The organism is Polaromonas sp. JS666 (genome assembly GCF_900103405.1).
Taxonomy (GTDB): domain Bacteria; phylum Pseudomonadota; class Gammaproteobacteria; order Burkholderiales; family Burkholderiaceae_C; genus Polaromonas.
Genome location: NZ_FNHX01000005.1, coordinates 431370 through 445096, shown reverse-complemented (window position 1 = coordinate 445096; position 13727 = coordinate 431370). Strand labels below are relative to the sequence as shown.

Genomic DNA, 13727 nt, shown 5'->3' with positions numbered 1-13727 from the left:
TTTCCACAGCTTTGGGCAAGGCGACTCCCGATTCCGCAAAAAACACCGATTTGGGGTGCAAAATCAGGTTCTGGCCGCGCCGCGGCCACCTGACGAACAACAACTCGCGCCCAACCCGTTTTTTGCCACGCTTGATGCCCCCAGAGTCCTTCCCCTCTTTTCTCGCCGACACGGGCCGGCACGCCAGGCACTGGCTGTTCGAGTCCGCCCTGCCGCTGTGGTGGGAGCGCGGCGCGGACCACGAGGGCGGCGGTTTCCATGAAAAACTCGGCCAGGACGGCAAGCCCATCGGCAAGCCGGTGCGCGTGCGGGTCCAGGCCAGGCAGACCTATGTGTATGCCCGGGCCGGCGCCCTGGGCTGGAGCGGCCCCTGGCAGGCGGCCATGCGGCATGGCCTGTCCTTCATGCTTTCGCGCTACCCACGGCCCGACGGCCTGTTCCGCAGCACCCTGGACACCAGCGACGAAAGCATAGACCTCTACGACCAGGCCTTTGTGCTGTTCGCGCTGGCCCATGCCTATGAGGCCGAGGGCCGGCCGCGCGAACTGCTGGACACCGCCCAGGCCCTGCTGCGGCAAATCGAGGCCGCGCTGGCGCTCAGCGAGGGCGGCTATTACGACGGCCTGCCGCGGCAGCCCATCCTCAAGTCCAACCCGCTCATGCATTTGCTCGAAGCCCTGCTGGCCTGGGTGGCCATGGGGGTGGAGGGCCGCTTCCGCGCGGCAGCCCTGGCGCTGTGCGAACTGGCGACCGCGCGCCTGATCAACCCGGCCAACGGCGCCATCGGCGAACTCTTCACGACTGGCTGGGCGCCGCTGGGCGCACCCCAGGAGCGCCTGCATGAGCCCGGCCACCAGTTTGAATGGGCTTACCTGTTGCTGCAGGCCGAGGGCCTGCTGGGCATCAACGCACGCAGCGAAGCCATCGCGCTCGAAAAATTCGGCCGCAGCTTCGGCATAGCCAGCGAACGCCAGGTCGCGCTGTTTGCCGTCGATGAAGCGGGCACGCCCACGGACCGCAGGGCGCGGCTCTGGGCGCAGACCGAAAGGCTCAGGACCTCGCTGCTGTTCGCCACGCAAGGCCTGGGCGATGCGGCCGACACCCAGGCTTTCCAGGCCGCCGCGGCCGGCAGTTTCTCGGGCCTGATGCGTTTCCTGGCCACTGACGTGCCCGGCTTGTGGCATGAATGGCAGCGCGAGGACGGCGGCTTTGATCCCGCGCCCTCGCCGGCCTCCTCGCTTTACCATTTGATGACCGGCCTCGAAGGCCTGTCGGCCTTTGCTCCTCCCCTGACGCCCGCGGCACATCGCCCCGGCATTGTTGAACGGACAATCACCGCATGAAGCATTTGTTGAATCTCCTGGCGGCGATCGCGCTGCTGGTCTGGGGTACCCACCTGGTACGCACCGGCATACTGCGCGTCTTCGGCGCCAACCTGCGCCACGTGCTGGCCGTCAGCATCAGCAACCGGCTGGCCGCCGCGGTCTCGGGCATAGGCGTCACGGCGCTGGTGCAGTCCAGCACCGCCACGTCGCTCATCGTCTCGTCCTTTGTCGGCCAGGGCCTGGTCACCTTGCCGCTGGCGCTGGCCGTGATGCTGGGCGCGGACATAGGCACCAGCCTGATGGCCGTAGTCTTCTCCTTCGACCTGTCCTGGCTGTCGCCGCTCTTTATCTTCGCCGGCGTGGTGCTGTTCATCTCGCGCCAGGACACCAATGTCGGCCGCGTGGGCCGCGTGTTCATCGGCCTGGGCCTGATGCTGCTGGCGCTGCGCCTGGTCACGGCCTCCACCGAGGTGCTGACCCAGGCGCCGGCCGTCAAGGCCTTGCTGGCCTCGCTGAGCAGCGACCTGCTGCTCGAAATCACCGCCGGCGCCTTCCTGGCCGTGGTCTCGTATTCCAGCCTGGCCATCGTGCTGCTCACAGCCACGCTGGCCGCCTCGGGCGTGATCCCCCTCGACGTGGCGCTGGGCCTGGTGCTGGGCGCCAACCTGGGCAGCGGCCTGCTGGCCGTGCTGACCACGCTGCGCTCGCCCGTGCAAGTGCGGCAGGTGCCGTTGGGCAACCTGGTGTTCAAGCTGCTGGGCATCGTGATCGCCGCGCCGCTCATAGGCCTGTGGCTGCGCCATGTGCGGCCCTACCTGGAAGAGCCGACCACCGTGGTCGTGCTGTTCCACCTGGCCTTCAACCTGCTGGTGGGCGCGGTCTTCATAGGCTGGACGCAGGTGATCGCGCGCTGGGTGGAAAAGCTGCTGCCCAAGCCCGAGAAAAACAAGGCGGGCGGGCGGCCCCACCACCTGGACCCTTCGGCCCTGGCCACACCTTCGCTGGCGATCTCCTGCGCGGCGCGCGAAGCGCTGCACCAGGCCGACGTGGTGGAGAGCATGCTTTTGGGCGTGCTGCAGGTCATACGCAACAACGACCTCAAGCTGGCCGAAGACCTGCGCAAGATGGACGATATCGTCGACGAGCTGTATTCCTCGATCAAGTACTACCTGACCAAGATCTCGCGCGAGGCCCTGGCCGAGGAGGAAAGCCGCCGCTGGACCGACATCATCAGCTTCACCATCAACATGGAGCAGATAGGCGACATCATCGAGCGCGTGCTGATCGACATCGAGGACAAAAAAATCAAGCCGGGCCGCAACTTCTCGGAAGCCGGCATGGCCGAGATCGTCGAGCTGCACGAGCGCCTGGTCGACAACCTGCGCCTGGGCATGAGCGTGTTCCTCAACGGCACGGTGCGCGACGCGCAAAAACTGCTGGAAGAAAAAGCGCGCTTTCGCGACCTCGAGCGCGCCTACGCCACCACCCACCTGGGCCGGCTCTCGGCCAACACGGTGCAAAGCCTGGAAACCAGCTCGCTGCACATCGATTTGATCAGCGAACTCAAGCGCATCAACTCGCACATCTGCTCGATTGCGTACCCGATTCTCGATTCGGCCGGCGCGCTGGCGCCCAACCGCTTGCGCGCCTCCGCGCTGACCGACCAGGGCTGAACCGGCAAGGCCGGGCTCAGGCCAGGCCCATCACATCGGCAAAAATCAGCGCCGCCTCAGGCGTGAACTCGCCGCGCTGCATGGCATCCAGCAGCTGCGCGGCGTCCATCAGGCGGAACTGCTCGACCTCGCCGTCCTGGTTGTCCGGCACCATGCCCTCGGGCACGGTGCAGACATACCAGTCAATGTCTTCCACCACATAACCGGCGCCCTTGCCATCCATGGACGGACGCCGCGCCATCAGCCGGCCGCCGTAGCGCATGGCCAGCAACTGCTTCACATGCAGGCCGGCCTCTTCCCAGGTCTCGCGCGTGAGCGCGGTTTCCACCGTGTCGGCAGCCGACACCATGCCGCCCATCAGCGTGTCCCACAGGCCCGGGTCGTTGGATTTGTTGAAGGCGCGCTGCTGCACCCAGAAGCGCCCGTCGGGCGACTGCCCCACCAGGTGCACCGCCAACGTGGTGATGCCCAGCGGCCGCACCGCCGCGCGCTCCACCGTGCCCTTGCGGTGGCCGAACTGGTCGGGCACCGCAAGCTGCTCATCGCGCCAGGCGCCGGCGAGACCCGCCTCGTGCAGCGCGAGCGCGATCTTGTTGAGGCTGGTCGTGACGTCCCCCATCACGCGCCAGCCCAGGGTTCCGGGGCGCTCTTCCTTGAGGATGGGATGGTCGCCGTCGGTCATGGTGTGCAGGGCGAGCTTGTGGAAGAAGCCCGGCTCCACCGAACCGATCACGGATTCGCCAGCCCATAGCGGCACGCGCGGGCGCAATGGTGGGACGATTGCGCCTGCCCGCAGTTCGCGCAACCAGTCTGGATTGTGGTTCGGGTTGGTCATGGGTTCTGAGGTTGTCAGTTTACTTCTGGGGTCTGGTTTTGGGGTGTGTTTTTCTTAGTGCTGCTGGCCGGGTCTCGCCCCGGCGGGCGAGGCACTTTTCTTTGCTTCGCCAAAGAAAAGTACCCAAAAGAAAGGCGACCCTGGTTCCTGCGTCCCTACGCTTCGCTTCGGGCAACCTGCGGTGCTCGGTCCAGACGGGGTCAAAAACAACTCGCTTCGCTCAAACAAGTTTTTGCCCTTATCCGTCTGGCCCTGCGCTCCTCGGCGCATCCACAAGGGGGTGGGGACAGAAATACCAAACAGCCGAAAACCAATACCGAATACCTGAAGAAACAAGGACACGCCGTGGCGTGTCCTTGTTTGTATTGGATTTCGGTATTTGGTATTTCGGACTTCCCCGTCCTGGCTGGGCCGAGGAGCGCAGAGACAAGCGGATAAGGGCTGGCGTTGTCTGAGCGAAGTGAAACGTAGCGAGTTTAGCCAGACCCCGCTTGGCTCGAGCACCGCAGGTTGCCCGAAGCGAAGCGTAGGGACCCAGACTGCGGGTCGCCTTTTCTTTTGCTTACTTTTCTTTTGGCGAAGCAAAAGAAAAGTGAGTAGCTGCCGGGCTACCCCCGGCCCCGGAACTCAAATCAACACAGCGCCCGAAACGACACAGAAGCTTTGATCAGGCCTTATTAAAAACCCCATCCAACCTCTTATCCCACTTCGCCCCCGGCAACACCTCCGCCAATTGCGAATCGCCAAACGCAAAGGCGCCACGAAGAACCTGCGCCAGCACGGCACGATAGTCGTGGTGGGCCGGCAGGTCCCGGCCTTCGTTAAGTTGGCCAAGCCCCGTCCACGCTCCATGCCAGCGCCCGCCGGCAACCCGGTTCCCCATGAGCCACATGGCATTGCCAAACCCGTGGTCCGTCCCGCGGGTGCCGTTTTCCGCGCTGGTGCGGCCGAACTCGCTCATCACCACGACCACGTCGCCGGGCTCCGCAAAATCCTGGCGCAGCTGCGCGATGCCGCGCGCGAGGTTGCCTAAGTTGTTGGCCAGCTGGCCGGTGGCCGCCCCCTGGTTGGCGTGGGTGTCCCAGCCGCCGGCCGATAAAAAGCCCAGGCGCAGTTTGCGGTCGTTGCGCATCAGCGTGCCCAGGTGCTGGGCGTCGAGCTGCAGGCCCACCGGGTCGGCCGCGCCGTTGCTGGCGGCCAGCATTTGTGCGTTCAGGGCCTGCAGGTTGGCGGGCGTGCCGTCGCGGTCCAGCATCCTGTCGGCCATGCGTTTGCTGTCCTGCGCCATTTTTTCGGCCCTGGCGCTTCTTTGCTCGGTGAGTTCCTGCGCGCTTTGCATGCGGCTGCCCGCGCCCTGGCGAAAGGCTTCGCTGAGTTTGTCGTCGCCGCCATACAAGTCCATCAGCGCCTGGCGGGTCTTGTCGTTGGCCAGCACGCCGGTGCGCTCGGCCGACTGGCCGCGCGGAATCAGGCGCACGGCGGCGGCCTGGCCGGCCAGGATGGCGGGGTTGGCCTCGCCCACGCCGAGCGCGACCGCACCGCCCGCCCCGGCCCTGCCTATGCCCGCCGTGGTGTTGAGCCAGCCGGGCGCGCTGCTGGTCTTGCCGCTCTGCGCGATTTCCATTTGGTACTGCGCATCAAAGTGCGAACGGTTCGGCGCCGGCAGGCCGGCCGCGGGCACAAAACCGAGCACGCCTTGCTGCCACAGCGGCAGCAGCGGAGCGAGGGCCGGATGCAGGGCAAAGGTCTTGTCGAGCTTGATCGCGGTTTGCGCCGTGCCGTCGGGCGCGGCGATCGCGATATTCGGGCGCAGCGCGTAGTAGTCCTTGTCGGCATAAGGCACAAAGGCCGACAGGCCGTCATAAGCGCCGCGCAAAAAAACCACGACCAGGCGCCCGTTGTTCAGGCCGGGCGCGGCTTGCGCCCACACGCCGGGCACCGCCAGCGACAGGGCGGACAAGGCGCCGATACCGAGCAGGCTTCGGCGTTGCAGTGAACGTGGCGATGAAGAATTATTTGAGTTCATGAAATCCCCGCTGCCGTTTCTATTTACGCATGAAATCAGGACTCGCCAGCATCAAGCCAGTGCGCATCTGGGCAGGCTCCTGGGCGATGCGCTCGCGCGTCGCGACGCTGAAAAAGGCATTGAGGTAGGCCGGCTCGGCCGTGCGCTGGGCCAGGCCCATGGCGTAGTCGGCGCGGCGTGTCAGCGCCTCGGGCGCGAGCCAGGTGTTGGCATCGGTCTTGTAGCCGTCAGGCGTCTGCCAGCCGTGCATGGGCTGGCCGGCCTGCGCGAGAAAGCCCAGGGTCTGGCCTATGTCGCGCCTGTCCCTGACACCGCCGGCCGCGGCAAGCGCCGAGCAGGCAAAGTCCAGCGGGGTCTTGAACAGCTGGTTGTCCTTGGCCCAGAACTCCGGCGATTCGATCAGGCTGCGCATCACCGCGCGCAGGTCGCCCTGGGTGTCGGTAAACACAGCGGCCAGCCGGGCCACCAGCGCGGGCGGCGGTTTGTCGGCCACAAAAAAAGTTGCCAGCCGGGTGGCGACGCGCCGCGCCGTCTCGGGCCGGCGCGCCAGGTAGCGTATGGCCTCCTCGCCCTCGGCCACACTCTCGTTGCCGAAGGTGCGGCCCAGCAGGACCTTGCCTTCCTTGTCATGCAGGCGCTCGGCAAAACGAAAGCCTTCGCCGTCCTTGAGGTTGACCGTCCAGCCGGTCAGGATGCGGGCCAGCTCGCGCACGTCTTTTTGCGTGTAGCCGCTGTTCACGCCCAGGGTGTGCAGCTCCATGAGCTCGCGCGCGTAGTTTTCATTGAGGCCGCGGCTGTTGCTTTGCGCCTGGTCCAGGTAGAACAGCATGGCCGGGTGCTTGGCGCTGGCCAGCAGCAGGTCTTCAAAGCGGCCCAGGGCGTGGGCGCGTATCACGTTGATCTCGTAGTGGCCGACAAAGGGGCGCACTGGGCCCTTGCCGACAAACACATTGAGGTGGTTGAACCAGAACTCGGTCATGCGCGCGAGCAGCGGGTTTTCGAGCGCGGGATCGCTGCAGGACATCAGCCGCCAGGCGGCCGCGCCCTGGGCCATCTCGCGGCTGAATTTTTCATTGCCCGCTGCCGCATCGGCGGCGGCCGCCATGCCGGGCTTGGGCGTCTGGCGCGCGCTGCGGCGCGTCTCGCGCTCGGCCTGGAAGCTGCGTGCGATATCGCCCAGCGGCGCGTTGATGCTCGCGAGCTCGGCGGGAAGAGTGGGCGGGCGCTTGCTCGCGGCATAGGCCGCGTCGAGCTGCTGCAGCGCCCAGGCGCGGGGCGAGGCGGCGGCCTGCGGCCAGGCCGGCGTGGGCGCATAGCCCAGGCGCGAGGCCGCGCGCCAGGTGGCCGAGAGATTGGCCGTGGGGGGTATGGCTTCGGTCTGTCCTTCGGCCTGCGCCGCGGGGCCGGCCAGGCCGGCCAGCAAGGTCGCCAGAACGCCGGCCAGGGTCTTCGCTGTGGGCATGTTTTTCTCCTGCGGTCCTTTGTAACGCAGGTACCCCGCTTTACGTTGAATGCAGCCCGCGGCTTTACACAGGATTAGGCCCAGAGGCCGGGCATTTTGCCCCGGTTTACAAAGTCAGTATGGTGCAACCCGTGGTCTTGCGGGCTTCCAGCGCGCGGTGCGCCTCGGCCGCATCGGCCAGGGCAAAACGCTGGTCTATCGGGATAGCGACCTTGCCGCTGGTCACCATGGCAAACAGCTCGTCGGCCATTTCCTGCGTGACTTCACGTGTGGCGATGTGGGTGAACAGCGTGGGCCTTGACACATAGAGCGAGCCCTTGGCCGCCAGCACGCCTATATCCAGCGGCGGCGTCTTGCCCGAGGCATTGCCGAAGTTGGCCAGCAGGCCGAAGGGGCGCAGGCAGTCCAGCGACTTCATGAAGGTGTCCTTGCCCACCGAGTCATACACCACCTTCACGCCCTTGCCGCCGGTGATCTCCTTGACGCGGGCCACGAAGTCTTCTTTCGTGTAGTTGATCGCGAAGGCCGCGCCCTGCGACAGGGCCAGCGCGCATTTTTCATCGGAGCCCGCCGTGCCTATGAGCTGCAGGCCCATGGCCCTGGCCCACTGGCAGGCAATCAGGCCGACACCGCCGGCCGCCGCGTGGAACAGCACGTAGTCGCCGGCCTGCAGGCCGCCCTGCGGCTGGGTACGGCGCAACAGGTACTGCGTGGTCAGGCCCTTGAGCATCATGGCCGCGCCGGTCTCGAAGGAGATCGCGTCGGGCAGCTTGCACACGCACTTGGCCGGCATCACGCGCAGCTCGCAATAACTGCCGGGCGGCTGGCTGGCATAGGCCGCGCGGTCGCCGGTCTTGAGGTGGGTGACGCCCTCGCCCACGGCCTCGATGACACCCGAGGCTTCCATGCCCAGCTGCAGCGGCATGGCAAAGGGGTAGACGCCGCTGCGCTGGTAGACGTCGATGTAATTGAGGCCCACGGCCTTGTGGCGTATGCGTATCTCGCCCGGGCCGGGCTCGCCCACCGTGACGTCCACCAGCCTGAGTTCTTCAGGGCCGCCGTGCTGGTTGATGTGGACGGCTTTGGAGGGGTATGAGGCCATGGGGTGTTCCTTGCAGAGAGGGGAAATAAAAACGTGGCTGCCATGGTGCCACGAATCGAAATGGGCCGCAGGCGCCGGAGCCTATTCACGCCCCTCCGGCGAAAAACACCGGCGCTTGCTAAAGTCCCCGCATGACCCAGCGCCTGACTCCCGCCACCGCTTCGCTGCTGGTGCTTCCCCCCATGCTCTGGGCCGGCAATGCCGTGGTGGGCCGCCTGGTCACCGGCCTGGTGCCGCCCATGACGCTCAACTTCCTGCGCTGGGCCCTGGCCTTTGTGATCCTGCTGCCGCTGGCCTGGCGCCTGCTCAAACCCGGCAGCCGCCTGTGGCCCCACTGGAAACGCTTCGCCGTGCTGGGCCTGCTGGGCGTGGGCTGCTACAACGCGCTGCAATACCTGGCGCTCAAGACCTCGACGCCGCTCAACGTCACGCTGGTGGCCTCCAGCGTGCCCATCTGGATGCTGGTGGTGGGCGCGCTGTGCTTCGGCCAGGCCGTGTCGCGGCGGCAGGTGCTGGGCGCCGTGCTGTCGATTGCCGGCGTGCTGGTGGTGCTCTCGCGCGGCCAATGGGAATTGTTGATGCAGGTGCAGCTGGTGCCCGGCGACCTCTATGTGCTGCTGGCCACGCTGGCCTGGGCGTTTTACAGCTGGCTGCTGTCACAACCCAGGGAGCCCAAAGAGATTCGCGGCGACTGGGCGGCCTTCCTGATGGCGCAAATTGTGTTCGGCCTGGGCTGGTCGGGCGCTTTCGCCGCCGGCGAATGGGCGCTGACCGACGCCCACATCGCCTGGGGCTGGCCGCTGGCCGCGGCCCTGCTGTATGTGGCCGTCGGGCCCGCGGTGATCGCCTACCGCTGCTGGGGCATGGGCGTGCAGCGCGTGGGGCCGGCCATCGCGGGATTCTTTTCCAACCTCACGCCGCTGTTCGCCGCCCTGCTCTCGGCCGCCTTCCTCGGCGAGCTGCCGCACCTTTACCACGCGCTGGCCTTTGTGCTGATCGTGGGCGGCATTGTGGTGTCGTCGCGGCGCTGAGCAGTTGTGGCAAAAAAAAGCACGGGGAGCCGCCCGTGCGGCTCTCCGTGCCCAATTTCCACCAACGGAAACTTTTGACTGCCGTGCTCAGCCCTTGACCGGATGCTCCTTGACGCGGCTGACCAGCTGCGTCGGGTTGACAAAACGCAGCGCGATCAGCAGCCACAGCACCGTGATCGCCATGTAAATCATGGCCATGGCATCCACCGACTGGCCGGCGCGCACGCCCGCGGCGAAGACCGCGTAATACAGCGCGACCACCAGGGTCTGGGTGTCGGGGCCGGCCACCAGAAAGGTCAGCTCAAACATGGCCACCGTGCGCACCAGCACCAGCAGGCCGGCTGCCAGCACGCCGGGCGCCAGCAGCGGCACCAGGGTGTAAAGAAACATCTGCCGCGTGTTGGCGCCGAAGACGCGGGCGGCCGATTCGATGTTGGTGTCCACCTGCTCGACGAAGGGCGTCATCACCAGGATCACGAACGGCAGGGCCGGGATCATGTTGGCGATGATCACGCCCGGCAAGGTACCGGCCAGGTGCAGCTGGTACATCACCGTGGCCAGCGGAATGCCGTAGGTGATGGGCGGCACCATGAGCGGCAGCAAAAACAGCAGCGTGAGCAGCTTCTTGCCGCGAAAGTCCTTGCGCGCCAGCGTGTAGGCGGCGGGCACGCCGATCAGCAGCGATAAAAAGACCACCGAGAACACCACCACCACGGTGACCACCAGCACATGGCTGAGCTGAAACTCCTTCCAGGCCGACACATACCAGGCCGTGGTGTAGGCCTCGGGCAGCCAGGTGCCCAGCCAGCGCGTAGCCACCGAGTTGGTCGCGACCGCGAGAATCAGCAGGCCGACATTGACCAGGAAAAAAGCAATGACGCCCCAGACCAGCGCGCGCCAGGCACGGTCGCGCAGCGGATGGGCATGGTGTTGTGCCGCGGCGCTCATCCCTTGCCTCCGGTGACCGGGCCGCGGTAGAACAGCCGGCGCAGGCCCAGCGCGGCGGCGACGATGGCCAGCTGGGCCAGGCCCATGATCATGGCGACGGCCGAGGCCAGCGAGTAGTCGTACTGCTCAAAAGCCGCTTCATAGGCCGCAATCGCAATCACGCGCGTGGTGCCGGCCGGTGAGCCCAGCAGCACCGCCGACGGGAAGACCGAAAAGGCCTGCACAAAACTCAGGCAGAAGGCCATGACCAGGCCCGGCGTGAGCAGCGGCAAATAGATGTAGCGAAAGCGGTTCCAGCCGTCGGCACCCAGCGTGGCCGCGGCGCGCGGCAGCGCCGGGTCTATGCCGGTGATGTAAGACAGGATCAGCAGGTAGGCAAACGGGAAACCGGTGATGACCAGCGAGATCAGCACACCCCAGTAGTTGTGCGTCAGGCGTATCGAGCCTTCATACAGGTTCAGCCAGTGCAGCGCCTGCGCCAGCCAGCCGCGCGGGCCGAAGTAGGTCAGCATGCCTTCGGCAATCAGCACCGTGCCCAGGGTCAGCGGCACCACCAGCAAGGTGGACAGCAGGCGCTGGTAAGGGCTTTTGACGCGCGTGGCATAGGCAATCGCCAGCGCGAAGCCGACGTTGATGAGCGTGGCCGGCAGCGCCAGCTGCAGGGTGTTACCAATGGTCTGCCACAGGTCGCGTGTCTGGAAAAAGTGGATGTAGTTCTGCAGCACCCCGCCCTGCGCCGGCTGGAAGGACAGCAGCAGGCCGTAGGCAAAGGGGTAGACAAAAAACATGACCATCACCGCAGCCGCAGGCGCGACCAGCATCACGGCCGGGTCCAGCGGCGGCCGCGCATGAGGGGCGGCAGATGCCGGCGTGGCGAGCCCGGCCATCTCAGGACTCCCCCGCATAGACCAGCACCCGATCCGGCGCCGCGGCCAGCATCACGCTGTCACCCGGCGTGACGGCGCGCGAAGAGCGCACATAGAGCAGGTCCTCAAAAGCCGTCCTGACCTGCAGCAGCCATTCGCGGCCGCCGTATTCCGCGGTTTCCACCGTGCCGGGGAAAGCATGTTCGCCTTCGGCAATCGCGATCTCGTCGGGCCGCACGGCCACCATCACGCTGACGCCCGCGGCCAGGGCTTGCATGGCCGTGCCCGCCAGGCGCACACCGCCCGCGCCTTCGACCGTGACGCTGGCGCCATCGGAACGCAGCACCCGGGCCGGCAGCACATTGCGGTAGCCCATAAAACGCGCCACGTCCAGCGTGGCCGGCCGCGCGAACACTTCCTGCGGCGTTCCGACCTGCTGCACCACACCGAGCTTCATCACCACCACGCGGTCGGCCATGGCCAGCGCCTCGTCCTGGTCGTGTGTCACATAGACGGTGGAGCAGCCCTGGGCGCGGTGTATGCGGCGTATCTCCGAACGCATTTCAATGCGCAGCTTGGCGTCCAGGTTGGACAGCGGCTCGTCCATCAGGATCAGCGGCGGCTCGATGACGATGGCGCGCGCAATCGCCACGCGCTGCTGCTGGCCGCCCGAAAGCTGGCCGGGCAGCTTGTCCGCATGGCCTTGCAGCTGCACCGTGTCCAGCGCCGCGGCCACACGTTTGTCGATCTCGGCCGCCGGCACGCCGCGCATCTTCAGGCCGAAGCCCACATTGCGGCTGACCGTGAGGTGGGGGAACAGCGCGTAGTTCTGGAACACCATGCCGAAGCCGCGTTTTTCCGGCGGCAGCGTATCTATGCGCTGCTGGTCCAGCCAGATGCTGCCGCCCGACAGCGGCAGCAGGCCCGCCATGCAGTTGAGCGCGGTGGACTTGCCGCAGCCCGAGGGCCCCAGCAGCGCGATGAATTCACCGCGCTCTATGGTCAAGGACAGCTGGTCCAGCGCATTGGCCCCGCCGAACTGGCGGCTCACCCCCTCCAGGCGCAGCTGCTTGAACTCGTTTTTTTCCACGGGCCGTCCCGCGGTGTTTGGCATCACCATGTCAAAAACCTTTTTTGGCCCGCGGCGCGGGCGCTCTTGTTATTGAGAGTTGCTCACAAACCCAGCGAAGCGGTCCTGGCTAGGCGCGCCGCCGCAGACAGTGCACCAGCACGGCAAGGCGGCGCAACAACGCCAGGAGGGTTTTTGAGCGACTCTTACTTGCCCTTACCGGAGCCGATTTCCTGATCCCACTTCTTGAAAGCGGCAACCATGGCCTTGTCATCCAGCGGCTGGGTATGCGGCTGCTTGGCGATCCAGTCGGCGTACTCGGGGCGGCCGTATTCCTTGATGATGTCCTGGCTCTTTTGTGGCGCCGCGCTCAGCGGCACGTTTTTCACAGCCGGGCCGGGGTAGAAGTAGCCGGAGTCATAAGTCAGGGCCTGCTGCTCGGGCTTGAGCAGATAGGCCATCAGTTCCATCACGGCCGCCTGGCGCGCCGGCGGCAAGCCCTTGGGCACGGCCATGTAGTGGGCGTCGTTGACCCAGGTGAAGCCATTGAGCGCCGCCACCTTGAACTGCTTGGGCACCACACCCAGCGCGCGTGGGTTGATGTCCCAGCCGGTCACGGTGACCGTCATGTCGCGCGAGCCTTCGCCGAGCTCCTTCATCACGGCGCCGGTGCCCGTGGGGTAGTACTCGATGCAGCTGTTGAGCTCCTTGAGGTAAGCCCAGGTCTTGTCCCAGCCGGCCAGCGGTTCCTTGGGGTCCTTGTCGCCCAGCAGGTAGGGCAGGCCCATCAAAAAGGTGCGGCCCGGGCCCGAGTTGGCGGGACGCGCGTAAATCAGCTTGTTGGGGTTGGCCTTGCACCAGGCCAGCAGCTCGGCCGGCGTCTTGGGCGGTGCCTTGACCTTGTCGGGGTTGTATTCAAGCAGCGGGCCCGCGGGCATATAAGTCACCATGACGGCCTGGCCGTTGGCCAGGTCCTGCATCTTGCGGGCGCTGGGCAGGTAGTTGTCCATCAGGTTGGGAAACTTGGCGGCATGCGCCGGCAGCATGGGCTCCCAGAGGTTGAGCGCCATGCCGGCGGCCAGCGCGTCGGTGCCGGTCAGCACCAGGTCGATGTCGGTGCGGCCTGCCGCCTGCATGGCGCGGATTTTTCCGGGCAGCTCGGGCGCGGGCGCCTTGGTGAAGGTGATGCGCGAGACCAGGCTGGGGTTTTTCGCCGCGAAACTTTCCAGCGCCTCCTGCGTGAGCGCCAGGTTGCCGGCCACGTCAACGACGTTGAGCGTCACGGGCTCCGCATGGGCCGCGCCCGCGAGCGCGGCCAGCATACCGGCGGCCCGCAGGCCCCCTCCCAGGCGGGACATCAAATGTTTGAACTTCGTCATGGTCTTGTCTC

At 66.3% G+C, this 13727-nt stretch carries 11 protein-coding genes; 3 read left to right on the top strand and 8 right to left on the bottom strand.

Translation table 11 applies throughout. The features are described from left to right. Positions 1-134 precede the first annotated feature (134 nt). Both BLQ85_RS15670 and BLQ85_RS15665 read left to right on the top strand, forming a co-directional pair. Positions 135-1343: an AGE family epimerase/isomerase gene (locus BLQ85_RS15670; protein ID WP_074578151.1), complete on the top strand. Its 1209-nt coding sequence runs from the start codon at positions 135-137 to the stop codon at positions 1341-1343. After that, positions 1340-2998: a Na/Pi cotransporter family protein gene (locus BLQ85_RS15665; protein WP_074578150.1), complete on the top strand. Its 1659-nt coding sequence runs from the start codon at positions 1340-1342 to the stop codon at positions 2996-2998. Before BLQ85_RS15670 ends, BLQ85_RS15665 begins: the two co-directional genes overlap by 4 nt. A gap of 16 nt (positions 2999-3014) precedes the next feature. Here the strand turns inward: BLQ85_RS15665 and BLQ85_RS15660 are convergent, their stop codons facing one another. The 4 genes from BLQ85_RS15660 to BLQ85_RS15645 form a co-directional block, all read right to left on the bottom strand. After that, positions 3015-3833 carry an NUDIX hydrolase gene (locus BLQ85_RS15660; protein WP_074578149.1) on the bottom strand — a complete coding sequence of 273 codons (819 nt, stop codon included), beginning with the start codon at positions 3831-3833 and terminating at the stop codon, positions 3015-3017. Between the two features lie 667 nt (positions 3834-4500). Next, positions 4501-5859, bottom strand: coding sequence for a DUF1501 domain-containing protein (locus BLQ85_RS15655; RefSeq protein ID WP_083336875.1), 1359 nt, complete (start codon positions 5857-5859; stop codon positions 4501-4503). Positions 5860-5878: 19 nt separating this feature from the next. Next, positions 5879-7321 (bottom strand): DUF1800 domain-containing protein, encoded by a 1443-nt coding sequence (locus BLQ85_RS15650; protein ID WP_074578148.1) that lies wholly within the window; start codon positions 7319-7321, stop codon positions 5879-5881. Between the two features lie 106 nt (positions 7322-7427). Continuing rightward, complete coding sequence (locus tag BLQ85_RS15645) at positions 7428-8423, bottom strand: quinone oxidoreductase family protein (protein ID WP_074578147.1); 996 nt, start codon at positions 8421-8423, stop codon at positions 7428-7430. A 131-nt stretch (positions 8424-8554) separates the two neighbouring features. Here BLQ85_RS15645 and BLQ85_RS15640 point away from each other — a divergent pair, with 131 nt between their 5' ends. Next, entirely contained in the window at positions 8555-9454 is a 900-nt protein-coding gene (locus BLQ85_RS15640) for a DMT family transporter (protein ID WP_074578146.1), read from the top strand. An 87-nt stretch (positions 9455-9541) separates the two neighbouring features. Here BLQ85_RS15640 and BLQ85_RS15635 read toward each other — a convergent pair whose 3' ends face one another. From BLQ85_RS15635 to BLQ85_RS15620, 4 genes are all read right to left on the bottom strand, one after another. Continuing rightward, positions 9542-10402, bottom strand: coding sequence for an ABC transporter permease (locus BLQ85_RS15635; protein ID WP_074578145.1), 861 nt, complete (start codon positions 10400-10402; stop codon positions 9542-9544). Continuing rightward, positions 10399-11289, bottom strand: a complete 891-nt coding sequence (locus tag BLQ85_RS15630; protein WP_074578144.1) for an ABC transporter permease — start codon at positions 11287-11289, stop codon at positions 10399-10401. The genes BLQ85_RS15635 and BLQ85_RS15630 overlap by 4 nt, the downstream gene beginning before the upstream one ends. A 1-nt stretch (position 11290) precedes the next feature. After that, complete coding sequence (locus tag BLQ85_RS15625; protein WP_083336874.1) at positions 11291-12388, bottom strand: ABC transporter ATP-binding protein; 1098 nt, start codon at positions 12386-12388, stop codon at positions 11291-11293. Positions 12389-12543: 155 nt separating this feature from the next. Beyond that, a complete protein-coding gene (locus BLQ85_RS15620) occupies positions 12544-13695 on the bottom strand; it encodes an ABC transporter substrate-binding protein (RefSeq protein ID WP_074578229.1) in 1152 nt (383 codons plus the stop codon). Positions 13696-13727 lie beyond the last annotated feature (32 nt).